Raw genomic sequence first — 22,390 nt, forward strand, 5'->3', positions numbered from 1 at the left:
CTCACGCCCCTTCCAGCGCGGGCATGTCCGCCATGAAACCCGCCAGCGCGCTCTCCAGCCCGGTCATGATCTCGTCCAGATGCGCCTCGGTCGCGACCAGCGGCGGGCAGACCAGCACGTGATCGCCCGCCACGCCGTCGCGGGTGCGCCGCGAATAGACGATCAACCCCACCTCATAGGCGCGGTCGACGATCGCCTGGTGGGCGTTGAACGCGGGCGGCAGCGGTGCCCTGGTCTCGCGGTCGGCCATCAGCTCGAAGGCGGTCAGCAGGCCCTTGCCGCGCACGTCGCCGATGATCTCGAAGCGCGCCATCAGCGCGCGCAGCCGGTTCATCAGGGCCGCGCCCATGCGGGCGGCATTGTCGCACAGGCCCTCGCGCTCGATCACCTCGAGCACGCCCAGCCCCGCGGCGCAGGCCAGCGGGTTGCCGGCATAGGTGAAACCATGCGCGAAACCGCCCGCGTCCAGCACGGGCTCGACCAGCGTGGAATCGGCCACCATGGCGCCCAGCGGCGCATAGCCCGAGCCCAGCCCCTTGGACATGACCACGATGTCGGGGCGGCAGGCCCAGTGATCGCTGCCCAGGAAGGCGCCGGTGCGCCCCGCCCCGGTCATCACCTCGTCCATGATGAGCAGCACGCCGTGGCGATCGCAGATGGCGCGCACCGCCTCCATGTAGCCTGCCGGCGGCACCAGCGCCCCGGTCGAGGCACCGCCCACCGGCTCCAGCAGGAAGGCCAGCACCGTGCCCGGCCCCTCCGCCAGGATCTGGGTCTCGAGCAGGTCGGCATAGTGCTGCCCGGTGGCGGGGTCCTCGGGGTCCAGCCCGTCGAGATAGGCGCGCGGCGCGGCGACCTTGGGCATCTCGCGCATCATGGGCGAGAAGGGCTCGGTCAGCGGCGCATAGGAGGTGACGGCCAGCGCGCCCAGCGTGCAGCCGTGATAGGACGGCGCGCGGGTGATGACCTTCCACCGCGTGCCCTGCCCGGTGGCCAGCGCGTATTGCCGGGCCAGCTTGAGGCCACTTTCCACCGCTTCGGAGCCGCCCGAGACGAAGAACACGCGGTCCAGCCCAGCGGGCATCTTCCCGGCCAGCCGCGTGGCCAGCCGCTCGGCCGGTTCGGTCTCGAAATGCAGCCGGTAGCCGAAGGTCGACTTCTCCATCTGGCGCCGCATCGCGTCCAGCACCAGCGGGTGGGAATGGCCGATATTGCACACCATCGCGCCCGAGGAGCCGTCGAGATAGCGCTTGCCGTCTGTGTCCCACATGTATACGCCGCGCGCCTGGTCCAGCACGGGTTTGCGGCCGCGGCCCTGGTAGAAGAGGTTGCTCATCGCGGTGCCTCCACCGGCAGGGCCGCGCAATCCTGCGGACGGAAGCCCGCCGTGACCGCCGCGCCTTCCTCGAAGGGGCGTTCGTCGATCATGTTGATCGCCTGCAGCTGGGTGTCGCCCACGCGCAGGAAGTAGCGCACGGTCTGGCCTTGGTAATCCACCGTCTCGATGCGCGCCTCGGCCTGGACCTGGCCCTCGGCCGTGGTGCCGGGGGGCTGGATCAGCAGCTTCTCGGCGCGCAGCACCATCCGGGCGGGGCCCGGCGACACGCCGCCGGCCTTGGCCGCCGGCACGCCGAAGGCGCCGAAGAGCGGCGCCTCGAGCTGCGCGGTCCCGCCCGAGACATCGCGGCAGGTGGCGTCGAGGATGTTGGAGGCGCCCAGGAAATTGGCCACGAACTCGCTGGCGGGCGTGTTGTAGACCTCTTCGGGCGTGCCCATCTGCTCGACCCGGCCGGCGCTCATGACGACGATCTTGTCGGACATGGCCAGCGCCTCGGACTGGTCATGGGTGACGAAGACCGTGGTCACGCCGATCTTGTCCTGGATGCGCTTCAGCTCGACCCGCATGTCCTCGCGCAGGTTGGCGTCCAGCGCCGAGAGCGGTTCGTCCAGAAGCAGCACGTCGGGCTCGGTCACGATGGCCCGGGCCAGCGCGATGCGCTGCTGCTGCCCGCCCGACAGCGCCTTGGGATAGCGCTCGCCCACGTCGGGCAGCTGCACCAGCTCCAGCGCGGCGGCGACCTTGCCGGGAATCTCGGATTTCGGCACGTCGCGGTAATGCAGCCCGAAAGCCACGTTCTGCGCCACGGTCTTGTGCGGGAACAGCGCGTAGTTCTGGAACACGATGCCGAGGTTGCGTTTGTGGATCGGCACCTCGTTCACGCGCCGCCCGCCGATCAGAATCTCGCCCTCTGTCGGGTCCAGCAGCCCGGCGATCATGCGCAGGTTGGTGGTCTTGCCGCAGCCCGAGGGGCCCAGCAGCGTGACGAAATGGCCCTCGGGGATCTCCAGATCCGTGGGATGCACGGCGGTGAAACTGCCGAAGCGCTTGACGATGTTCTTGAGATGGACGGAGCTCATCGGACGGTCCCGGCTGGCATGGACAAAGGGGGTGGAGGGGCGCGCCGCGGCACGCCCGCTCCGGGATGTCGGGGCCCCGCGACGCGGGGCCCGCCCGGTGCAGCGGGGCTCAGTAGCCCTTCTGCACGCGGCCGAAGGTCTTGGACCAGTCCTGCTCGTTGCCGTTCCAGTAGGCCGGGTCGGCAAAGGTCAGCCCGTCCAGCGTGCCGCTGGGATCGAAGGCCGGCAGGGTCGGGATCTTGTCGCCCAGGTCCACCTTCTGCGGATCGAGCGCCGGCGGATAGTTCTGGCCCTCGGCCACGGCGATGGCGGTCTCGGGCGCCAGCATGAAGTTCAGCAGCTCCTCGCAGGCCTCCAGCGGCGAGCCCTTGATGACGAACATGCATTCCTGCCAGCCGAAGCCGTTGGGCGGGTCCATGTAGCCGATGTCGTGGCCCTGCTCCTGCAGCGCGTAGATCCGGCCCGACCAGCCCTCGGTCACGTGGATCTCCTCCTCGGCCAGAAGGCTCATCAGCTCGGCCCCCGAGCCCCAGTATTTCAGCGCGAGGTCGCGATGCGCGCGCACCGCGTCCCAGGCCGCGTCCACGTCGGTGATGTTGTTGGGGTCCTGGTCGGTCTGCAGCGCGGCATACCACATGCGCGTGCGCCAGTCCGACCAGCCGGCGATCTTGCCCTTGTGGGCCTCGTCGATCAGGATGCGTGCGCCCTTCTCGGCCATTTCCTCGTCCGAGATGTGCTTGCGGTTGTAGGCCAGCCCGGTGGTGCCATAGTCATAGGGCACGCAGGACAGCGAGCCGTCGGTCACGTCGCGGAACACGTCGACCAGCTTGGGGATCACGTTCTGCAGGTTGGGGATGTTGTCCTCGTTCAGCGTCGTGGTCAGGCCCAGCCCGTGATAGCGGGCATAGTCGAACACGCCCGACAGGTGCGCGATGTTGTACTCGCCCTCCTGGCTGGCCTTGACCCGGCTGAGGAACTCGTCGCCGCCGCCGAAGGTGCCGTCGACCACCTCGATCCCGGTCTTGGCGGTGAACGGGTCGAAGGCATTGGCGCGCAGCGCCTCGGACACGACCCCGCCCCAGCCGTCGAAGCGCACCTGGCTGACGCTCTGGGCCAGAGCGCGATACGGCGTCACCAGGCCATAGGCCGCGCCGGCCGCGCCCAGCAGGCCCAGAAAGCTGCGCCGGTCGAGATCGCCGTTCATGTAGCGCGCGCGCAGGCGCTCGTACCGGGTCGTGTTGTCCATCTTTGTCATCTGGTCACTCCTTGTCGGGTCGGTTGGGGGCGGAGCGGCTTCTACAGGCCGCTCTTCTTGGATAGGGTTCGCGCGATGGCCGCGCCCAGCAGGGGCAGGCCCACGGTCATCACGATCATCACCGTGCCCAGCGCGTTGATCTCGGGCGAGATCGAGTTGCGCAGCATGGCGAAGATCTGGGTCGGCACGGTTTCCACCCCGCCGGGCTTCCAGAACAACGTGCCGGTGATGTCGTCGAAACTGATGGTGAAGGCGAAGAGCGCGCCGGCCAGCACTGCCGGCAGCATCAGCGGCAGGGTGATCTGGAAGAAGGTCTGGATGGGCGAGGCGCCAAGGCTCATCGCCGCCTCCTCGACATCGCGGCGGATCGCCACCAGCCGCGCCTGCACCACGAGGATCACGAAGGGCAGCGTGAAGATCACGTGACCGAAGAGCAGCAGGGTGAAGCTCTTGTTGATGCCGAGGAAGTTCAGGAACAGCAGCAGCGCCACCGCCAGCACCACCTCGGGCACCAGGATTGGCGCGATCAGCAGGGTCGAGACGAGGTTCGCCCCCGGCACCCGGTAGCGCACCAGCGCGAGGCTGGCCAGCACGCCCAGCGTGGTCGAGATCAGCGCCGTCAGCAGGCCGAGGATGATCGAGGTGCGGAAGGCACGCAGGATCGCGTCATTGTTGGCCAGCTCGACGAACCAGCGGAAGGAAAAGCCGGTCATCGGGAAGCTGCCGAATTGCGAGGCGTTGAAGCTGAGCAGCACCACCACCGCCACGGGCAGGAACATGAACAGGTAGACGAGGATCGCGTAGCCGCGGATCAGGTGCCAGCCAAGTCCGGTCATCAGCCCAGCCCCTTCATCAGTTGCGCCATGCCCAGATAGCGGTTGTAGATGCCCACCAGCACCGCCAGCACGGCCAGCAGCATCAGGCTCAGCGCCGAGCCCAGCGGCCAGTTCAGCTGGGTGATGATCGCCTCGAAGACGAGGTTGGCGAACATCGCGTCGGTCGGCCCGCCAAGCACCAGCGGCGTGATGTAGGTGCCCGCCCCCAGCACGAAGCACAGCAGCCCGCCCGCCGCCAGCCCGGGCAGCGACAGCGGCAGCGTCACCTGCAAAAAGGCCTGCCAGCGCGTGGCGCCCAGCGAGGTGGCCGCATCCTCCAGCGTGGTGTCGATGCCGTCGAGGCTGACGAAGATGTTCAGCACCATGAAGGGCAGCAGGAAATGCACCAGGCCGAGGATCACCGTCACCTCGTTATACAGCATCTGGATCGGCTCGCCGATCAGGCCGATGGACAGAAGCAGGCTGTTCAGCGCGCCCGAGACACCCAGGATGTTGATCCAGCTCATCGTGCGGATGATGTAGCTGATCCAGAAGGGCAGCATCAGCAGCAACAGCAGCATCGCCTTGTTGCCGCGCGAGCGCGCGATGAAATAGGCCGAGGGATAGCCCATCACCGCGCAGACCAGCGTGGTGATGCCTGCGATCTTGAGCGTGTTGAGCAGGATGTCGCGGTAGAAGGCGTCGGTCAGCGCCTCCTGCCAGTTGTCGAGGTAGAAGCCGACCTGGTCGGCACCGGTCGAGGTGCGCAGCCAGAAGCTGTAGACCACGATGAAGAGCAGCGGCACGAAGAGCAGAAGCGCCACGGCGCTCAGCGCGGGGGACAGCAGGATCCAGGGCTGGCGGGCCTCGCGGGCTTCGACGGACATGCAGCTTCCTCGGGTCAGCGGACTTGACCCAAGCTTGCGGCGCCCCGATACATAGATCAAATAGATACCGTTTATCTTGGAAATAGGTCATTCCTATGGTGGAGCAGGATCCGCGTTTCGCCCCCGAGCGCATCTCGCGCGATCTGGACTGGAACCTGCTGCGCACCTTCGTGGTGCTGGCCTCCAGCTACTCTGTCACCGATGCGGCCGGAAAGCTGCGCCTGACCCAGCCCTCGGTCTCGGCGGCGCTGAAGAAGCTCGAGGACACGGTGGGGCGCAAGCTGATCGACCGCTCGCCGGGGCGCTTCGCGCTGACCGAGGCGGGGCAGCTCCTGCATCGCGAGGCGGTCGAGATCCACGGCTCGGTGCTGCGGCTCTCCACCCTGCTGCGCGAGCTGACCGATGACGTGCAGGGCCATGTGCGCATCGCGGTGGCCAGCCACGTGGTCTGCCCGCTCTTCGACCGGGCGTTGACGCGCTTCCATGCGGACCATCCGCGCGCGAGCGTGTCGATCGCGGTGCTGCCCAGCGCCGAGGCGGTGACCGAGGTGGCCGCCAAGCGGGCCTCGTTCGCGATCTGCCTCGTGCGCGACCGCAAGCCCAAGCTGGAATATCGCCGCCTCTACCGCGAGTATTTCGGCCTGTTCTGCGGCCCGCCGCATCCGCTGTTCGGGCGCGCAGGCCTGACCATCGAGGACTTGGCCGGGCACAGCTCGGTCAGTTTCGAGACCGACCAGCTGCACGACGTGCTGACCCCGATCACCATGCTGCGCGCGCAGGCGCAGATGGGCGAGCGCATCACCGGCGTGTCCAGCCATCTCGAAGAGGTCCGCCGCATGATCGTCACCGGGCTGGGCATCGGCCCCCTGCCCGTGCACGTGGCCGCCCGCGACGTGCAGGACGGCGTGCTTTGGCAGGTGCCGCCGCTGGACGATCTGCCGGCGATCGATGTGCACGTGGTCTGGAACCCTCAGACCGTGCGCAACCGTGCCGAGAACCTGCTGCTGGAGGACCTGCTGGCCGCCATCGAGACGACGCCGATCGACGAGCGTACCTACCGCTGATCTTCTTGCGCGGCGGGGCGCGGCCCGTAGCTCTGGAAGGCCTCCATCACCTCGGCGATCTCGCCGCTGCTCAGGATGTGGGGCGCGCCACCGATGCTGCTGAACAGGTAGGTGCGGGCCAGCACCTCGAGCTCTTCCAGCCGCCAGCAGGCCTTGGCGATCGTCTCGCCCAGCACGGTGGAGCCGTGATTGGCCATCAGGCAGCCATGCCGGTCGGCCATGATCTCGGCCATGTTGGCGCAAAGCTCGGGACTGCCGAAAAGTGCGTAATCGGCCAGCGGCACGTCCTCGCCGCCAAAGGCCGCGATCATGTAATGGCAGGCCGGGATCGCCCGGCGCTGCACCGCCAGCACGCTGCAATAGGGCGGATGCGCGTGCAGCACCACCGGCATGTCGGGGCGCGCGCGGTGCAGGCCCTGGTGGAAGGGCCATTCGCTCGACGGCTTGCCGCCGGTGCCGTCGGGCAGACCCTCCAGCGGGATCGTCACCATCGCGTCGGGGGTCAGCGCCTCGTAGGGCACGCCCGAGGGGGTGATCAGGATGCCGTCGGCCACCCGGGCCGAGATGTTGCCCGAGGTGCCCTGGTTCAGGTGGCGCGCGTTCATCCACAGGCAGGCCTCGATCAGCGCCTGCCGCGTGGCATGGGTGTCGGGCAGCGGCGGGGCGGGCTGCGGTCGTGTCATGGGGTCATCTCCAGAAGCTCCTTGGCGATCGAGGTGCTGGTGGTCAGGTGGGTGACGAAGCCGCCGCGCAGCGCGGCACGCGCCGGGCGCGCCCGGCCCGGACCGGCGGCGACCAGCAGCGCCATGTCCTTGTCGCGCATCTGGTCGAGCGAGACGCCGATCATGCGGGATTCGACCTCGGTGATCACGGGGCGGCCCTCGGCGTCGATCAGGCGCGCACAGATCACGCCCTCGGCGCCCTGCGCGCGATAGGCGGCGATGCCCTCGGGGTCGAGGATGCCGCTGCGCACCACATGGGCCTCGGCATCGCAGGTGCCGCAGGCCAGCACGGTCTTGTTGCAGGTGGCCAGCGCCTCGAGCTGGGCCTGCACCACCGGCTCGGCGCAGAGCGCGTCGCGCAGCCCCTTGTCGGAGAGGATCAGCGGCACGTGCAGGTTGATGCATTGCCCGCCCAGCCGCTGCGCCAGCATCGCCGTGCAGGCCTCGGGGGCAAAGCCCAGCGCCGCGGGGCGCGAGCCCAGAAGCTGGATCACCGTCAGGTCGGGCACCGGGAATTGCGGCACCTGCTGCGCCATCTGGTAGACCGTCGCCCCCCAGGACACGCCCAGCCGGTCGCCGGGCGCCAGCAGGCGCGGCAACCAGTCGGCGGCGGCGCGGGTGACGCGGCCAGTACCCGCGGGATCGACCGGATCGTCGGGCACGACCTGCGCCTCGGCCAGCCCGTAGGCCGCGCAGAGCTCGGCGGCCAGCCGGTGGCCGCGGAACACGTCGCTGTCCAGGTGCACGCGCACCCAGCCCCGGCTGCGCGCCTCGGCGAGGTAGTTGACCACCGAGGCCCGGCTGATCTGCATCCGCTCGGCGATCTCGGTCTGGTTCAGACCGTCATGGTAGTAGAGCCACGCCGCCTCGACGAAGGGGCCGTCATCACGCGGCGGCAGGCGGCCCGCCTCGGGCGCGCCGCCGCGGAGCCGGCCGGGCGCAGAGTTCGGCATTGCCGCGCGCTACTCGGCGGCCTGCGCGTGCTCGGGGAAGAGGCCCGACAGCCCTTCCTCGGAGGCGTCGCAGACCCCGCGCTCGGTGATCAGCCCGGTCACCAGCCGGTGCGGCGTCACGTCGAAGGCGGGGTTGCCGCCCTCGGTCCCCTCGGGGGTGACGCGCACATGGCCGATGCCGCCCTCGTCGGTCACGCCCTGGATATGGGTGACCTCGCGGGCGTTGCGCTCCTCGATCGGGATCTCGGCCACGCCGTCGCCCACGGTCCAGTCGATGGTGGGCGAGGGCAGCGCCACGTAGAAGGGCACGCCGTTGTCCCGCGCGGCCAGCGCCTTGAGATAGGTGCCGATCTTGTTGCAGACATCGCCCTGCCGCGTGGTGCGGTCGGTGCCGGTGATGACCATGTCGACCAGCCCGTGCTGCATCAGGTGCCCGCCGGCATTGTCCGTGATGTAGGTATGCGGCACGCCGTGGCTGCCCAGCTCCCAGGCGGTCAGCGCGCCCTGATTGCGCGGGCGCGTCTCGTCGACCCAGACATGCAGCGGGATGCCCGCCTCATGCGCCTGGTACATCGGACTGGTGGCGGTGCCCCAGTCGACGGTGGCCAGCCAACCGGCGTTGCAATGGGTCAGCAGCCGCACCGGCTCGCCCGCCGGCTTCTTCGCGGCGATCTCGCGGATGATCTCCAGCCCGTGCGCGCCGATGCGGCGGTTGATCTCGACATCCTCGTCGGCGATCTCGGCGGCCAGCGCATGAGCGGCGGTGGCACGCTCGCCCTGGGGCAGCGGGCGCAGCGCGGCGCGGCAGCGGTCCAGCGCCCAGCGCAGGTTGATCGCGGTCGGGCGGGTCTTTTCCAGGAAGGTCCAGGCCGCGTCCATGTTGGCGTCCGAAGGATCCTCGCGCATGGCCAGCGCCATGCCATAGGCCGCGGTCGCCCCGATCAGCGGGGCGCCACGAACGCGCATCTCGTAGATGGCATCGGCAAAGTCCTGCATCGTGGCCACCGGGATCACGCGGAAGTCGTGCGGCAGCCAGCGTTGGTCGATGATCTCGAGAACGTCGCGCTCGGCGTTCCACCAGAGCGAGCGGTAATGCGTGCCGTCGATTTTCATAGGACGTCCTTTCCGTTGAAGTCCCGGGCCATGGCGCAGACCGCGCCGGCATTCATCAGCGTCTCGGCGCCATGGATCAGGGCGGCCCCCATGGCAAGGTTCCGCGCCTCGAGCGGGGCGCGCAAGGCCGGATCGGCGATCTCCTCGAAATCGGCATTATGAGCCAGCGACAGGCAGCGGCGATGCATCTCGATTCCGCAGACCGCCCAGGCATCGCGCCAGATCTCCGCCAGCACCGCGTCGCAGGCCGGGCCGCTTTCATGGCCCTGATCCTCGAACAGCGCGGCGGAAAACAGAAGGCCCGTGCGCTCGGTCTGCCAGAGATGGCGGAACTCGGCCTCGAAGGCGGCACAGGTTTCCTCGATGACGCCCAGGATCCACTCCTGGTAGTCGCCCAGGCCGGCACCGCGGTGGCCGGGCTGGCTGAAATAGGCCATCAGGAAATTGGCGCAGAGCATCCCGATATCGAAGCCCATGGGCCCGTATTGCACGAATTCCGGGTCGATCACCCGGCTTTCGCTGTCGGTCGACATGATCGAGCCGGAATGCAGGTCGCCATGCACCATGGTCTCGGTGTTGGAGACGAAGCGCTGCAGCGCCTGCTGCACCCGCACCTTGAGCCCCTGGTCGGCGCGCAGCTGTGCCACAACCGGGTCGAGCCCGGGCGTGTGGTTGTTCATCTCGGCGTCGAAATAGGGATCGGTGAAGACCAGCGCCTCGGTGATGGCCGGAATCTCGACATTGCCCGAGAAGAGGCCGACATCGGCCTTCTTGTCGGCCGAGCGCATCGACAGCTCCGAGCCGCGAAAGGCGGTGCGCGCGCAGAACCGGCCCAGGAAACCGGCCAGCCCGGCGACCCGTTCGCCCGTGATGAGCTTGCGGCGCAGGATCACGTGGGGCGAGAGGTACTCCATCACGATCAGCGCCTGCGCCGCGTCGAAATGGAAGACCTGCGGCACAGACCCGGGATCGCGCGCGGCCTGTCGGGTCAGCGCGTGATACTCGTAGAAGGCGCGGTAGAGCGGCAGCGGCCAGCTGTCCCCCACCAGCCGGACATAGGGCAGCGCCTGCTTGACGATGACCGTGCCCGCGGGCCCCTCGACGATGAAGACGAGGTTGAGATTGCCGTCGCCGACCTCGCGCACCTGCCAAGCCGCCGGGTCGGTCCCGACCTGCGCCGCGATCGCGTCGATCCCGGCCAGCCGGGCCGGCAGGCTGTCGACATCCAAGGCCTCGTACACCGCGTCCGCGCTCATCGGCATCCCCTCCCCGCTGTCCTGCTCCGCTGCGTCACCCGTCTTGCCTAGCGCGCGATTTATGCTTTTGTCAAACCGTTTGACAAAAGCATTGGGCCGCGCCTACCGTCGGCCCAGCAACCGGGAGGAGACGGGTGGCTGGCGACGCGCTGACGATAACAGGGCTGCAGAAATCCTTTGGCCGCAACCACGTGCTGCGCGGCATCGACCTTGGCCTTGCGCCGGGCTCGGTGACCGTGCTGATGGGCGCGAACGGCGCGGGCAAGTCCACGCTGGTCAAGGTGATCTGCGGCCATCACGCCGCCGATGGCGGGCAGATGGTGCTGGCGGGCCGGCCCTTCGCCCCCGAGGATGCCGCCGATGCCATCGCGCGTGGCGTCGTCACCGTGCACCAGTCGATCGATGACGGGGTGATCCCGGATCTCGACGTGGCCAACAACCTGATGCTGGACCGGCTGGTGGAACGGGGTCGCGGGCTGTTCGTGCGGGGCCGCGCCATGCGCGCCGAGGCGGCCAAGATCGCCGCCGCCATGGGCATCGAGGTCAACCTGCGGGCCCGCGTCTCGGACCTGTCGGTGGCCGACCGCCAGATGATCGCCATCGCGCGGGCCATGGCGCGGGCGCCCAAGGTGCTGATCCTCGACGAGCCGACCTCCTCGCTCTCGGCGACGGAGGCGGACCGACTCTTTGCGCTGATCGACCGGCTGCGCGCACAGGGCGTGGCGATCCTCTACATCTCGCACCGCATGTCCGACATCCGGCGGCTGGCCGACACGATCGTGGTGATGCGCGACGGCGCGGTCTCGGGCGTGTTCGACACCGCGCCGCTGGATTACGAGGCCGCGGTGACGGCCATGCTGGGCCACCGCATGACCGAGGTCGACGTGGACGTGCAGCACGGCGCCGCGCCGGTGCTGGACCTGTCAGGCCTGCGCCTACACCCGGAGGCCGCGCCGATCGAGTTGCAGGCGCGCGACGGCGAGGTGGTGGCCATCGTGGGACTTCTGGGCAGCGGCAAGAGCCGCCTGGCCGAGATCCTGTTCGGCATGGCCCGCCCTGCCGCGGGCAGCATGGCGATCCACGGGCAGGCCTATGCGCCGCGCTCGGTGGGCGACGCGGTGGCGAAGGGGGTCTTCATGTCGCCCAAGGATCGCGGCACCAATGCGGTGATCCCGGCCTTCGATATCGCCGACAACATGACCCTGCCCTTCCTCAAGGGGTTGAGCACGGGGTCCTTCCTGAACGCGGGCCGGCAGCGGGCCGAGACGCGAAGCATGATCGACCGGCTGGGCATCGTCTGCCAATCGCCCCATGACGGGATTGGCACCCTGTCGGGTGGCAACCAGCAGAAGGTGATGATCGCGCGCTGGCTGCTGGAGCCGTGCCGCGTGCTGCTGCTGGACGAGCCCTTCCAGGGCGTCGATATCGGCGCGCGCCGCGATATCGGCCGCCACATCCGCGCCACGGCCCCGGGCCGCGCCACGCTGGTCTTCCTGGCCGAGATCGACGAGGCGCTGGAGATCGCCGACCGCATCGTGGTGATGAGCGAGGGCGCGGTGGCCGGCGAACACATCAACCGAAACATCGACCTGGCCGCGCTGGTCGCCGACATCTCGGGCAGCGCCGCGGCATCGGGCACGACGGACAGACCCACATGAACGACAGACTCCTCGACTTCGCCATCCGCTACGGCTTCCTGATCCTGCTGGCCGGGATGGTGGTCTATTTCAGCCTCGCCGCGCCGGGCTTCTTCGGCCCGCTCTCAGCGGCTTTCGTGCTGCAATCGGTGGCGATCACCGGCATCCTCGCGCTGGGGGTGACCTGCACGCTGGTGGTGGGCGGGTTCGACCTGTCGATCGGGGCGGTGGCGACCTCGGCGCTGATGCTGTCGGCCTATTCCATGGTCATCCTCGAGCACCCGACCCTGGTGGCGGTGCTGCTCTGCCTCGCGATGGGCGCCTTCGTGGGGCTGGTCAACGGGCTGCTGATCGTCAAGTTCCGGGTGCCGGACCTCTTGGCCACGCTGGGCATGATGTTCCTGCTGATCGGGCTGCAGCGGATCCCCACGCAGGGCAATTCCATCGCCACCGGCATGATGCTGTCGGATGGGCGCGTGGCCGAGGGCACCTTTTCGGCCGCCTTCCTCTGGCTGGGCCGGCACCGGTTCGACCTGGTCATCGACCGGCTGCTGCCCATGCCGGTGGTGATCTTCGTCAGCATCGCGGTGCTGGTCTGGCTGTTCCTCGGCTTCACCCGGCACGGGCGGCTGATGTATGCCATCGGCTCGAACGCGCGGGCCGCGGCGCTGGTGGGCACGCCGGTCAACCGCTACAAGATCGCCGCCTACATGATCTCGGGCGTGACCGCCTCGATCGGGGGGATCCTGCTGGCCGCGCGGCTGGGACGCGGCGACATCGCCAGCGGCAACAACCTGCTGCTGGACAGCGTGGCGGCCGCGCTGATCGGCTTTGCCGTCCTCGGCGCGGCGCGGCCCAACGCCTTCGGCACCGCGATCGGCGCGCTGTTCGTGGGCATCCTGCTGCAGGGCATGACCATGATGAACGCGCCCTATTACACCCAGGATTTCGTCAAGGGCGCCGTGCTGGTCGCCGCGCTCGTCTTCACATTCTACCTGTCCTCGCGCCGCAGCGGCGCGGGACATTGACCATCAGCGATAGGGAGGACACCGACATGCTGAGACGTCACTTCATGGCCCTTGCGAGCGCCGCGAGCCTCGCGCTCGGCGCGGGCGCGGCCACGGCACAACAGGCCCCGGCGCCGCTCGACAATCCCGGGGACGTGACCATCGCGCTGGTGCGCTACCTGTCCACCGGCGACTTCTTCCAGGCCTACCTGTCGGGCGTCGAGACCCAGGCCGAGGCGCTGGGGGTCAACCTGCGCGTGCTGGACAGCCGGCAGGACGCGGCACTGCAGGCCGACATGGTCGACCAGGCCATCGCGCTGGGAGTGGACGGGATCATCATCCAGCACGGGCTGACGGAATCCATGCGCGACGCGGCGCAGCGCGCCGTCGAGGCCGGGATCAAGGTCGTGGCCTTCGACGTGAATGTCGAGAACGACGCGATCCCGCAGATCGAGCAGTCGGACTACCTGCTGGGCAAGCTGGCGCTGGAACAGGCGATCGAGGACAATGGCGACAGCTTCACCGCCGGCTATGTCTACGTCCCCGGCATCGCGCCGCTGGACCGCCGCCACGTGGCCTGGGAAGAGATCAAGGAGGCCAACCCGGGCATCGAGGAGGCCGCCCGGATCGGCACGCTGGACAACCCCATCGCCAATGCCAACGCCAACCAGGCGCGCGCGGCGCTGCAGGCCAATCCCGGCATCTCGGTCTTCTTCGCGCCCTATAACGAGTTCGCCAAGGGGGTGAAGATCGCCGCGGACGAGTTGGGCCTGAGCGGGCAGATGAGCATCTATTCCGCCGACATCTCGACCGCCGACATCGCGCTGATGCGCGAGCCGGGCAGCGCGTGGAAGGCCACCGTGGCCACCAACCCCGCCGTGGTGGGCGAGGTCTCGGTCCGGGCGCTGGCGCTGATGCTGGCCGGCGAGGATCCGGGCGCCTCGGTCATCGTGCCGCCGACACTGATCACGCAGACCTTCCTGAACGACGAGAACATCCGCAACATGGAGGATCTGGGCGCCAAGATGCCCCAGTTCCAGCATGCCGACGTGGCGATGGCCGACTGGATGCCGCTGCCGCCGCGCTGAGCGCGTTCCCTTACCACGACACTGACGCCCGGTCCGCTTCGGACCGGGCGTTTTCGTTTGGCCCTATGCGCTTGCGAGGCGGATCCGGCGGGGGCGTTCGCGCACGATGGCGCCCTGCGCCACGAGGTCGGTGAAGGCGCGGCTGACGCTCTCGGCCGTGGTCTCGAGGTAGTGGGCGATGTCGCTGCGGGTCATGACCAGCGTCACCGTCGCGCTCTGCTGCCGCGCCGACAGGTCGCGCAGGAACCACATGAGCCGCTCGGCCACTTCGCCCGAGCGGGCGAGGATCAGCCGGCGCTGGTCCTGCGCGGCCTGCGCCCCGATCGCGTGGGTCAACGCGTGCAGCACCTCGCCCGACCGGTCGGGCGCGCAATGCACCCGTTCGGGATCGAGATCGCAGATCCAGCTTTCCTGCAGCGCGGTGATCGCCACGGGTTCGTCCGCGAAGGCGGTGACCACCGGCTCTCCCGGCAGCAGGAAGGCGGCCACCTCGGGCCGGCCCTCGGGGTTGAGATATTCGACCTTCAGGGCGCCCGCGCGCAGCATCAGGAACCGGTCGAGCGGGCCGCCATTGGGCAGCACCTGCCCACGGTCCACATGCATCACGCCGATCGCGCCGTTCTCGGGCTGCAGATCGGTCACGGTGTCCATGTCCAGACGCCGCAGCGGACATCCACCGCAAAGCTGCGGCGGGTCCTGTCTCAGAGAGATCATGAGGGACTCCAGTTCGAGTCGTATTGTTCGCGCAAGGCGAGCATATACCCGGACCGGGTTGCCAAAAAATGATGCAAATCAAAAAATCGGGAGAGCGCTGTGAAAGACTTGGGGCCGACTCATCAAGTTCGGAGGTCATCCCCGTGTCATCCACCCAGTCGGATCCCGCGCCGGATCACCCGGGCAAGCGTGACGAAACGCTGGCGTTTCTGTTCCTTGCCTTCGTGCTCTTCCCGATCCTCGCCATCCTCTTCGTGGGGGGCTTCGGCTTTGTCGTCTGGATGCAGCACCTGATCGTCGGCCCGCCGGGAAGCTGAGCGCATGAGCCGGACGAAACCCGACACCCTGCCGCGGCGGGCGCTGTTCGGCGGGCGCGGCACCGATGGCGTGATGCCCTGGACCGACCCCGAACGGCTGTTCGACCGCTGCACCGGCTGTGGCGCCTGCGCGCGCGCCTGCCCGCAGGGCATCGTGGCCACCGGGCGCGGCGGCCACCCCTACCTGGATTTCAGTGCCGAATGCACCTTCTGCGGCGCCTGCGCCGAGGCCTGCGCCGACGAGGTCTTTGACCTGACCCGCCTGCCCGCCATGGCCGCGCAGGCACGGATCGGCGCGGGCTGCTTCGAGACGCAGGGCATCGCCTGCCGCGCCTGCGAGGATTCCTGCCCCGAGGACGCGCTGCGCCTGCGCCCGCAACTGGGCGGCACCGCCCGCATCGAGGTGCTGGACACCTGCACCGGCTGCGGCGCCTGCGTGCCCGTCTGCCCCGCCAATGCCGTGGAGATCGCCCATGTCTGAACACCACCTTTCCAGCCTCGTGATCCATGCCAAGCCGGCGCAGCTGGACGACGTGGCCCGCCGGCTTGAGGCCGAGGGCTGCGAGGTTCATGTGCGCAGCGAGCACGGCAAGCTGGTCGTGACGCTGGAAGCGCCCAGCCAAAGCGTGCTGAACGACACGCTGACCCGCATCCAGCTGCTGCCCGGCGTGCTGGCCGCCACGCTGGTCTACCACCATGTCGACGATGCCGATCCGGGCGCCGTCGGCCCATCCCAGGTCCAACCCCAGGAGACGCGCGCATGACCCTCACCAGACGAGATGTCCTGAAATCGCAGGCCATCGCCGCCGCCAGCGCGGCGGCCGGCCTGTCCACCCCCGCCGCCGCCCAGAACATCGTGACCGAGCGCGACCTGACCGAGCTGACATGGTCCAAGGCGCCCTGCCGCTTCTGCGGCACCGGCTGTTCGGTCATGGTGGCCACGCGCAACAACCGCGTGGTGGCCACCCATGGCGATGCCGAGGCCGAGGTCAATCGTGGGCTGAACTGCGTCAAGGGCTACTTCCTGTCCAAGATCATGTACGGCGCCGACCGCCTGACAAAACCACTGCTGCGCAAGCGCGACGGCGTCTACCACAAGGATGGCGAGTTCGAGGAGGTCAGCTGGGACGAGGCCTTCGACATCATGGCCGAGAAGTTCAAGAAGACGCTAGCCGAGAAGGGCCCCGAGGGCGTGGGCATGTTCGGCTCGGGCCAGTGGACCGTCTGGGAAGGCTACGCCGCCTCCAAGCTCTACAAGGCCGGGTTCCGGTCGAACAACATCGACCCCAACGCGCGGCATTGCATGGCCTCGGCCGTGGCGGGCTTCATCCGCACCTTCGGCATCGACGAGCCGATGGGCTGCTACGACGATTTCGAACATGCCGATGCCTTCGTGCTCTGGGGTTCGAACATGGCCGAGATGCACCCGATCCTGTGGACGCGGCTGACCGACCGGCGCCTCTCGGCCCCGCATGTCGAGGTGGCCGTGCTGTCGACCTACCGGCATCGCAGCTATGACCTGGCCGATCTCGAGATGACCTTCACGCCGCAGACCGACCTGGCGCTTCTCAACGCCATCGCGCGGCACATCATCAAGACCGACCGGGTCAACCGCGACTTCGTGGATGCGCATGTCAACTTCAAGCGCGGCAACCCCGATATCGGCTACGGGCTGCGCCCCGAGCACCCGCTGGAACAGGCCGCGGCCAATCCCGACAAGGCGGGCGGCGCCGCCGACATGACATTCGAGGAATTCGCCGAGTTCCTCGAGCCCTACACCTTCGACTACGCGGCCGAGCTGTCGGGCGTGCCGGCCGACCGGATCGAGCGGCTGGCCGAGATCTATGCCGATCCCGACACCAGGGTCATGTCGCTCTGGACCATGGGGGTGAACCAGCACACCCGCGGGGTCTGGGTGAACAACATGATCTACAACGTGCACCTGCTGACCGGCAAGATCGCCGAGCCTGGCAACTCGCCCTTCTCGCTGACCGGCCAGCCCTCGGCCTGCGGCACCGCGCGCGAGGTCGGCACCTTCGCGCATCGCCTGCCCGCCGACCTGGTGGTGGCCAATCCCGAGCACCGCAAGGTGGCCGAGGAGATCTGGAAACTGCCAGAGGGCACGGTGCCCGGCTGGGTCGGCGCGCATGCCGTGCTGCAGAACCGGCACCTGAAGGACGGCAAGATCAACGCCTACTGGATCCAGGTGAACAACAACCTGCAGGCCGCGCCCAACCTGATGGAGGAGACCTATCCCGGCTACCGCAACCCGGACAATTTCATCGTGGTCTCGGACGCCTATCCCACGGTGACCGCGCAGGCCGCGGATCTCGTGCTACCCACGGCCATGTGGGTCGAGAAGGAGGGCGCCTATGGCAATGCCGAGCGCCGCACCCAGTTCTGGCACGAGCTGGTCCCCGCCCCGGGCGAGGCGAAATCCGATCTCTGGCAGCTGATGCAATTCTCCAAGCGCTTCACCACCGACGAGGTCTGGCCCGAGGAGATCCTCGCCGCCGCGCCGGAGTATCGGGGCAAGACCCTGTTCGAGGTGCTGTTTGCCAATGGCAACGTGGACGCGTTCGAGCTGTCCGAGACCGAGGCCCATCCGAACCACGAAAGCACGGAATTCGGCTTTTACGTGCAGAAGGGCCTGTTCGAGGAATATGCCCGCTTCGGCCGCGACCATGGCCATGACCTGGCCGATTTCGACACCTATCACCAGGTGCGCGGCCTGCGCTGGCCCGTGGTCGACGGGGTCGAGACCAAATGGCGCTACCGCGAGGGCTATGACCCTTACGTGACCAAGGGCGCGGGCGTCGAGTTCTACGGCAAGCCCGACGGGCGGGCCAACATCTTCGCCCTGCCCTACGAGCCGCCGGCCGAGAGCCCGGATGAGGACTTCCCCTTCTGGCTGGTGACGGGGCGCGTGCTGGAGCATTGGCATTCCGGCTCGATGACCGATCGGGTGCCCGAGCTGCACAAGGCCTATCCCAACGCCATGGTCTATATGCACCCGCAGGATGCGGCCGAGCTGGGCCTGCATCGCGGCAGCGCGGTCAAGCTGACCTCGCGCCGGGGCGACATGCTGACCCGGGTCGAGACGCGCGGCCGCAACAAGGTGCCGCGCGGGCTGATCTTCGTGCCGTGGTTCGATGCCAACCAGCTGATCAACAAGCTGACGCTTGATGCGACGGACCCGATCTCGAAGCAGACCGATTTCAAGAAATGCGCCTGCAAGGTGGAGGCGGTGTGATGCGCTATACAGGACTGAAACTCGCCGTGCTGGCCTGCCTCGTGGGCGGCCTCGCCGCGGCCCAGAGCATGAACAACATCTCGACGCTGCGGGCCACCGACCCGCCCGAGGACGAGATGCCGCCGCGGATGCGGCCCTTCGTCGACACCGACCTGCGCGAGGCCCGCAACTATCCCGAACAGCCGCCGCTGATCCCGCATGATGTCGAGGGCTACGAGGTCAGCCGCAATTACAACAAGTGCCTCAGCTGCCATGCCCGCGCGGCCACCGGGCGCAGCCAGGCGCCCATGGTCTCGGTCACCCACTATATCGACCGGCACGGGCAGGTGCTGGCCTCGGTCTCGCCGCGGCGGTATTTCTGCAACCAGTGCCACGTGCCGCAGCGCCCGGACGAGCCGATGGTGACCAACACCTTCATCGACATCGACACGCTTCTGACGATGCCGCGGGAGTAAGCCATGTGGACATTCATCAAACGGCTCTGGGCGGCGATGCGGCGCCCGAGCATGCATTTCTCGCTGGGGTTCCTGACGCTGGGCGGCTTCATCTGCGGCGTGCTGTTCTGGGGCGGGTTCAACACCGCGCTCGAGGTCACCAACACGCAGGAATTCTGCACCGGCTGCCACGAGATGCGCGACAACGTCTATGCCGACCTGCAGACCACGGTGCATTACACCAATGCCTCGGGCGTGCGGGCCAAGTGCTCGGACTGCCACGTGCCGCATGAATGGACCAACAAGATCGCCCGCAAGATCGCCGCCTCGAAAGAGGTCTATGGCTGGCTCTTCGGCACGATCAACACGCGCGAGAAGTTCGAGGCGCACAGGCTGGAAATGGCGCAGCGGGAGTGGGCGCGGTTCGAGGCCAATGACAGCCTGGAATGCCGCAACTGCCATTCCGAGGTGGCGATGGACTTCTCGGCGCAAAGCCCGCGTGCCGCGGATTCCCACGAACGGCTGCTGGCCACGGGCGAGGCGACCTGCATCGACTGCCACAAGGGCATCGCGCATACCCTGCCCGACATGCCCACCGAAAGCGCCGCGCTGCTGCCCGGGCTGGCCTCCGGCCACGGGACCGATCCGGCCGGCACCGCCGTGGCGGATTACCTGCAGGGCGGCGCGAAGCCCTAGGCCCGGCTCACAGCGCCAGCGGCTCCGTCATGCCGCTGGCCTCCAGGTCCCAGCGCGCGGCCCAGCTGCCGGCCGCGCGCTCCAGCATCAGGTAGTTGCGCTCGGCCACGTAGCGCCGCGCCTGCCCCGGCAGCCGCCCCACCCGGATCGGGTGGCCCGGCAGGGGGTTCTCTCCGAAACTGGCCAGCGCGCCCAGCGTCCGCGCCCAGGCGCGGGGCGGCGCGCGATGCGCGATGCCCGAGGCCACCAGCTGGTTCAGCTGCAGCCCGCCGCCCAGCTCCATCGTGGCACGGGTGGCCAGGTGGATTTCGCCCGACAGCACGGTGATGTCATGCCCGTCGCGCTGCGCCATGTCGCGCACGAGGGTCAGCATTCGGCGCCATTCGTCACGATGGGCACGGCTCTGCCACTGGTCGCGCAGGTCGTCCTCGTATTTCTGCATGCTGGGTATGGCGACCATCAGCGCCTCGAGCACCGACAGGCGCGGCCCCAGCAGCGGCACGCTGGACATCAGGAAACTGTGCCCGGCCGCGCGGCGCGCCGCCTCGGCCTCCATCATCTGCCAGCCGCCCGCCCCCATGACCTGCCGCCGCGTGCGCTCGCCGCGCAGGTCGGGCGCCACGATGCGCAGCTCGGGCGCGTCGACCGCCCAGCCCAGATGCAGCCCCGAGGGATCGGCAAAGCGCGCCGGCAGGTCGTCATCCGTCGCCGCATGCTGGAACACGAGGAAGGCGTCGCGCGCCACGTCGAACAGCGCCTGCCCCACCGGCGAGTAGGTGCGTGAACGTGGCAGCGAGCCCCAGCCGTCGCAGATGTCGTGATCGTCCCATTGCATCAGCGAAGGCACCCGCGCGGCCAGCCAGGCGAATTGCGGCGCGGCATAGAGCGCGGCGTAACGTTCGAGGAAGCGCGCCCGCAGGTGGCGCCGCAGGTCGGCCAGGTCGCCCTGCGACGGGTCGCGCGGGATCCTGTCGGGCCAGTCCTCGCTCAGCGGATGGCCCTGCGTGACCTCGTCGGCATAGATCTGGTCGCCCCCGTGCAACAGCAACGCGATCGGGCGCTGGCGATGCTCTGCGCGCAGCCGCTCCCACATGGCGTTGCGCTCCGAGGTCTCGCGCTCCATGTCGCCGACCTCCTCGCCGTTGCAGGACACGTAGGCCATGCGCAGATCGCCGGTCAGGCCGCCCGCCACACCGTAGGAGTCTCCGTTCCATGCGTATTCCGAGCTGTGATCGGCCGGCAGTGCGAACCGCGCGCGCCAGACCGTGGCCGCGTCGTGATGGGCCAGCACGGTGCAGGGATGGGCCTGCCCCGCCACCTCGACCGGCGGCGGCGGCGCGGTGCCCGGAGCGATGAAGAGCGCGGCAAGATGCATCTGCCCGTCCGCGACATCGTCGAGGACCAGCACGGGACCGATAACGGAGGTGATCTGGAACGTCATGTGTGAGGAGCTATGGCGGCCGGGCCCGCTTCGCAATTCGGATCCGCCGCTTTTTGCGCATTTCGCGCGCCCCCGGCGGGCGACCGCCACTGCAACGGATGCGCAACCGGTTGCAAATCCCGCCCGTTGGGGAGAGACTTCCGGCAGGACAACAAGAAGGACAAGACGGTGCCGGTGACCTTGAAGGACGTCGCAGAGCGGGCCGGCGTATCGCGCTCGGCGGTGTCGCGAACCTTCACGCCGGGCGCCTCGGTCTCGGAGAAGACGCGACGCAAGGTCGAGACCGCCGCGCAGGAACTGGGCTACAGCCCCAACGCGCTGGCCTCGAGCCTGACGACGGGGCGGACCAAGCTGATCGGGCTGGTCTCGAACAATTTCCGCAACCCTTATTTCCTCGAGATCTTCGACCTGTTCACCCGCGGTCTGCAGGATCGCGGCCTGCGCCCGCTGCTGGTCAACCTCTCGGACGAGCCGGGGCCCGAGGCCTCGCTGCGCATGTTGCGGCAATACTCGGTCGACGGGGTCGTCGTGGCCTCCTCCACCCTGCCGCCCACCTTCTCGCGCGCCTTCCTCGATGCCGGCATGCCGGTGGTGCACGCCTTCGGCCGCGCCGCCAGTTCCGCGCAGGTGCACGTGGTGGGGATCGACAACGTGGCCAGTGGCCGGCTGGCGGCGCATACGCTGCTGTCGCGCGGCTATCGCCGCATCGCCTTCCTCGGCGGGCCCGAGGGCGCGACCACCACGCAGGACCGGCTGGCCGGCTTCCTGAGCGAGCTCAAGACCCATCCCGAGGCCCGCGTGACCCATTCCTTCGCCGGCGCCTATTCCTTCGATGCCGGGCGCGAGGAGATGACCCGCCTGCTGGCCGAGGGCGACCCGGCCGAGGCCTATTTCTGCGGCGACGACGTGCTGTCGATCGGCGCGCTGTCGGCCCTGCGCGACAGCGGCCATGACTGCCCGGGCCAGGTCGGAATCCTCGGGTTGAACGACATGGAGATGGCGCGCTGGAACATCATCGACCTGACCACGCTGCGCCAGCCGATCGAGCGGATCGTGGCCTCCTCGATCGACCTGATGGTCGCCACGCTGGAGAACCACGACCGCTCGCCCGAGGCGCGGGTCTTTTCCTGCACGGTGGTGGATCGCGGCACCCTGCGCCCGGCGCCCGCGATCACTGGCTAGGTCACTTGAGCGCGTCTGGTATAGCGTTTGTCCATGTTCCGTTTTGTTTTGCGGATTTTACGGCGGCGTGGACGGCGGTCATGGAGCGCAGGCCGGCTTCGGGTCCGGGCAGGGCGTCGCGTTGGGTGCCCTGGAGGA

22 protein-coding genes are annotated in these 22,390 nt (G+C 68.6%); 11 read left to right on the forward strand and 11 right to left on the reverse strand.

Features of this window, described 5'->3' with window-relative positions; genetic code table 11:
* Position 1: 1 nt before the first annotated feature.
* The 5 genes from AVJ23_RS19095 to AVJ23_RS19115 form a co-directional block, all read right to left on the reverse strand.
* Positions 2–1,336 (reverse strand): aminotransferase family protein, encoded by a 1,335-nt coding sequence (locus AVJ23_RS19095; RefSeq protein ID WP_058863827.1) that lies wholly within the window; start codon positions 1,334–1,336, stop codon positions 2–4.
* A complete protein-coding gene (locus AVJ23_RS19100) occupies positions 1,333–2,418 on the reverse strand; it encodes an ABC transporter ATP-binding protein (RefSeq protein ID WP_058863828.1) in 1,086 nt (361 codons plus the stop codon). Before AVJ23_RS19100 ends, AVJ23_RS19095 begins: the two co-directional genes overlap by 4 nt.
* Positions 2,419–2,527: 109 nt before the next feature.
* A complete protein-coding gene (locus tag AVJ23_RS19105; RefSeq protein WP_058863848.1) occupies positions 2,528–3,664 on the reverse strand; it encodes an extracellular solute-binding protein in 1,137 nt (378 codons plus the stop codon).
* Positions 3,665–3,714: 50 nt separating this feature from the next.
* Positions 3,715–4,509, reverse strand: coding sequence for an ABC transporter permease (locus tag AVJ23_RS19110; RefSeq protein WP_058863829.1), 795 nt, complete (start codon positions 4,507–4,509; stop codon positions 3,715–3,717).
* Complete coding sequence (locus tag AVJ23_RS19115; protein WP_058863830.1) at positions 4,509–5,375, reverse strand: ABC transporter permease; 867 nt, start codon at positions 5,373–5,375, stop codon at positions 4,509–4,511. Before AVJ23_RS19115 ends, AVJ23_RS19110 begins: the two co-directional genes overlap by 1 nt.
* 95 nt (positions 5,376–5,470) lie before the next feature.
* Here AVJ23_RS19115 and AVJ23_RS19120 point away from each other — a divergent pair, with 95 nt between their 5' ends.
* Positions 5,471–6,439 (forward strand): LysR family transcriptional regulator, encoded by a 969-nt coding sequence (locus tag AVJ23_RS19120; RefSeq protein WP_058863831.1) that lies wholly within the window; start codon positions 5,471–5,473, stop codon positions 6,437–6,439.
* Here the strand turns inward: AVJ23_RS19120 and AVJ23_RS19125 are convergent.
* The 4 genes from AVJ23_RS19125 to mtnK are packed head-to-tail and all read right to left on the reverse strand — an operon-like array spanning position 6,430 to position 10,483.
* On the reverse strand, positions 6,430–7,122 hold the full coding sequence (locus AVJ23_RS19125) for a class II aldolase/adducin family protein (protein ID WP_058863832.1): 693 nt from the start codon (positions 7,120–7,122) through the stop codon (positions 6,430–6,432). The genes AVJ23_RS19120 and AVJ23_RS19125 overlap by 10 nt on opposite strands.
* Positions 7,119–8,114, reverse strand: a complete 996-nt coding sequence (locus tag AVJ23_RS19130; RefSeq protein ID WP_058863833.1) for a sugar-binding transcriptional regulator — start codon at positions 8,112–8,114, stop codon at positions 7,119–7,121. The genes AVJ23_RS19125 and AVJ23_RS19130 overlap by 4 nt, the downstream gene beginning before the upstream one ends.
* Before the next feature lie 9 nt (positions 8,115–8,123).
* Positions 8,124–9,227, reverse strand: coding sequence for an S-methyl-5-thioribose-1-phosphate isomerase (gene mtnA, locus AVJ23_RS19135; RefSeq protein ID WP_058863834.1), 1,104 nt, complete (start codon positions 9,225–9,227; stop codon positions 8,124–8,126).
* On the reverse strand, positions 9,224–10,483 hold the full coding sequence (gene mtnK, locus AVJ23_RS19140; RefSeq protein WP_058863849.1) for an S-methyl-5-thioribose kinase: 1,260 nt from the start codon (positions 10,481–10,483) through the stop codon (positions 9,224–9,226). Before mtnK ends, mtnA begins: the two co-directional genes overlap by 4 nt.
* Before the next feature lie 134 nt (positions 10,484–10,617).
* Between mtnK and AVJ23_RS19145 the strand changes: the two genes are divergently transcribed.
* Genes AVJ23_RS19145 through AVJ23_RS19155 form a run of 3 tightly spaced genes read left to right on the forward strand, consistent with a single transcriptional unit; the run spans position 10,618 to position 14,215 of the window.
* Entirely contained in the window at positions 10,618–12,141 is a 1,524-nt protein-coding gene (locus AVJ23_RS19145; RefSeq protein WP_058863835.1) for a sugar ABC transporter ATP-binding protein, read from the forward strand.
* Positions 12,138–13,148: an ABC transporter permease gene (locus AVJ23_RS19150; protein ID WP_058863836.1), complete on the forward strand. Its 1,011-nt coding sequence runs from the start codon at positions 12,138–12,140 to the stop codon at positions 13,146–13,148. Before AVJ23_RS19145 ends, AVJ23_RS19150 begins: the two co-directional genes overlap by 4 nt.
* 26 nt (positions 13,149–13,174) lie before the next feature.
* Complete coding sequence (locus AVJ23_RS19155; protein ID WP_058863837.1) at positions 13,175–14,215, forward strand: substrate-binding domain-containing protein; 1,041 nt, start codon at positions 13,175–13,177, stop codon at positions 14,213–14,215.
* 63 nt (positions 14,216–14,278) lie between these two features.
* Here AVJ23_RS19155 and AVJ23_RS19160 read toward each other — a convergent pair whose 3' ends face one another.
* Positions 14,279–14,929, reverse strand: coding sequence for a Crp/Fnr family transcriptional regulator (locus AVJ23_RS19160; RefSeq protein WP_084794771.1), 651 nt, complete (start codon positions 14,927–14,929; stop codon positions 14,279–14,281).
* A gap of 143 nt (positions 14,930–15,072) precedes the next feature.
* On the opposite strand from AVJ23_RS19160, the gene AVJ23_RS19165 reads away from it, so the two are divergent.
* From AVJ23_RS19165 to AVJ23_RS19190, 6 genes are read left to right on the forward strand one after another with little or no spacing between them, the layout of a single operon-like run.
* Entirely contained in the window at positions 15,073–15,246 is a 174-nt protein-coding gene (locus AVJ23_RS19165) for a periplasmic nitrate reductase, NapE protein (RefSeq protein ID WP_240484730.1), read from the forward strand.
* 4 nt (positions 15,247–15,250) lie between these two features.
* Complete coding sequence (locus tag AVJ23_RS19170; RefSeq protein ID WP_084794773.1) at positions 15,251–15,727, forward strand: ferredoxin-type protein NapF; 477 nt, start codon at positions 15,251–15,253, stop codon at positions 15,725–15,727.
* Complete coding sequence (locus tag AVJ23_RS19175; RefSeq protein WP_058863840.1) at positions 15,720–16,010, forward strand: chaperone NapD; 291 nt, start codon at positions 15,720–15,722, stop codon at positions 16,008–16,010. The genes AVJ23_RS19170 and AVJ23_RS19175 overlap by 8 nt, the downstream gene beginning before the upstream one ends.
* Positions 16,007–18,499, forward strand: a complete 2,493-nt coding sequence (napA, locus tag AVJ23_RS19180) for a nitrate reductase catalytic subunit NapA (protein WP_058863841.1) — start codon at positions 16,007–16,009, stop codon at positions 18,497–18,499. The genes AVJ23_RS19175 and napA overlap by 4 nt, the downstream gene beginning before the upstream one ends.
* Positions 18,499–18,954 carry a nitrate reductase cytochrome c-type subunit gene (locus AVJ23_RS19185; RefSeq protein ID WP_099045539.1) on the forward strand — a complete coding sequence of 152 codons (456 nt, stop codon included), beginning with the start codon at positions 18,499–18,501 and terminating at the stop codon, positions 18,952–18,954. Before napA ends, AVJ23_RS19185 begins: the two co-directional genes overlap by 1 nt.
* 3 nt (positions 18,955–18,957) lie before the next feature.
* Positions 18,958–19,629, forward strand: a complete 672-nt coding sequence (locus tag AVJ23_RS19190) for a NapC/NirT family cytochrome c (protein ID WP_084794777.1) — start codon at positions 18,958–18,960, stop codon at positions 19,627–19,629.
* A 7-nt stretch (positions 19,630–19,636) separates the two neighbouring features.
* Here AVJ23_RS19190 and AVJ23_RS19195 read toward each other — a convergent pair whose 3' ends face one another.
* Complete coding sequence (locus tag AVJ23_RS19195; protein ID WP_058863843.1) at positions 19,637–21,070, reverse strand: alkaline phosphatase D family protein; 1,434 nt, start codon at positions 21,068–21,070, stop codon at positions 19,637–19,639.
* A gap of 168 nt (positions 21,071–21,238) precedes the next feature.
* Between AVJ23_RS19195 and AVJ23_RS19200 the strand changes: the two genes are divergently transcribed.
* Positions 21,239–22,252: a LacI family DNA-binding transcriptional regulator gene (locus tag AVJ23_RS19200; RefSeq protein ID WP_058863851.1), complete on the forward strand. Its 1,014-nt coding sequence runs from the start codon at positions 21,239–21,241 to the stop codon at positions 22,250–22,252.
* The last annotated feature ends 138 nt before the right edge of the window (positions 22,253–22,390 follow it).

Origin of the sequence: Pseudoponticoccus marisrubri, assembly GCF_001482405.1 — a bacterium.
GTDB classification, from domain to species: Bacteria; Pseudomonadota; Alphaproteobacteria; order Rhodobacterales; family Rhodobacteraceae; genus Pseudoponticoccus; species Pseudoponticoccus marisrubri.

Coding starts and splice junctions, on each gene's coding strand:
- AVJ23_RS19095 (WP_058863827.1), bottom strand. CDS start 1,336: ATGAGCAACCTCTTCTACCAGGGCCGCGGCCGCAAACCCGTGCTGGAC.
- AVJ23_RS19100 (WP_058863828.1), bottom strand. CDS start 2,418: ATGAGCTCCGTCCATCTCAAGAACATCGTCAAGCGCTTCGGCAGTTTC.
- AVJ23_RS19105 (WP_058863848.1), bottom strand. CDS start 3,664: ATGGACAACACGACCCGGTACGAGCGCCTGCGCGCGCGCTACATGAAC.
- AVJ23_RS19110 (WP_058863829.1), bottom strand. CDS start 4,509: ATGACCGGACTTGGCTGGCACCTGATCCGCGGCTACGCGATCCTCGTC.
- AVJ23_RS19115 (WP_058863830.1), bottom strand. CDS start 5,375: ATGTCCGTCGAAGCCCGCGAGGCCCGCCAGCCCTGGATCCTGCTGTCC.
- AVJ23_RS19120 (WP_058863831.1), top strand. CDS start 5,471: ATGGTGGAGCAGGATCCGCGTTTCGCCCCCGAGCGCATCTCGCGCGAT.
- AVJ23_RS19125 (WP_058863832.1), bottom strand. CDS start 7,122: ATGACACGACCGCAGCCCGCCCCGCCGCTGCCCGACACCCATGCCACG.
- AVJ23_RS19130 (WP_058863833.1), bottom strand. CDS start 8,114: ATGCCGAACTCTGCGCCCGGCCGGCTCCGCGGCGGCGCGCCCGAGGCG.
- mtnA (WP_058863834.1), bottom strand. CDS start 9,227: ATGAAAATCGACGGCACGCATTACCGCTCGCTCTGGTGGAACGCCGAG.
- mtnK (WP_058863849.1), bottom strand. CDS start 10,483: ATGAGCGCGGACGCGGTGTACGAGGCCTTGGATGTCGACAGCCTGCCG.
- AVJ23_RS19150 (WP_058863836.1), top strand. CDS start 12,138: ATGAACGACAGACTCCTCGACTTCGCCATCCGCTACGGCTTCCTGATC.
- AVJ23_RS19155 (WP_058863837.1), top strand. CDS start 13,175: ATGCTGAGACGTCACTTCATGGCCCTTGCGAGCGCCGCGAGCCTCGCG.
- AVJ23_RS19160 (WP_084794771.1), bottom strand. CDS start 14,929: ATGATCTCTCTGAGACAGGACCCGCCGCAGCTTTGCGGTGGATGTCCG.
- AVJ23_RS19170 (WP_084794773.1), top strand. CDS start 15,251: ATGAGCCGGACGAAACCCGACACCCTGCCGCGGCGGGCGCTGTTCGGC.
- AVJ23_RS19175 (WP_058863840.1), top strand. CDS start 15,720: ATGTCTGAACACCACCTTTCCAGCCTCGTGATCCATGCCAAGCCGGCG.
- napA (WP_058863841.1), top strand. CDS start 16,007: ATGACCCTCACCAGACGAGATGTCCTGAAATCGCAGGCCATCGCCGCC.
- AVJ23_RS19185 (WP_099045539.1), top strand. CDS start 18,499: ATGCGCTATACAGGACTGAAACTCGCCGTGCTGGCCTGCCTCGTGGGC.
- AVJ23_RS19190 (WP_084794777.1), top strand. CDS start 18,958: ATGTGGACATTCATCAAACGGCTCTGGGCGGCGATGCGGCGCCCGAGC.
- AVJ23_RS19195 (WP_058863843.1), bottom strand. CDS start 21,070: ATGACGTTCCAGATCACCTCCGTTATCGGTCCCGTGCTGGTCCTCGAC.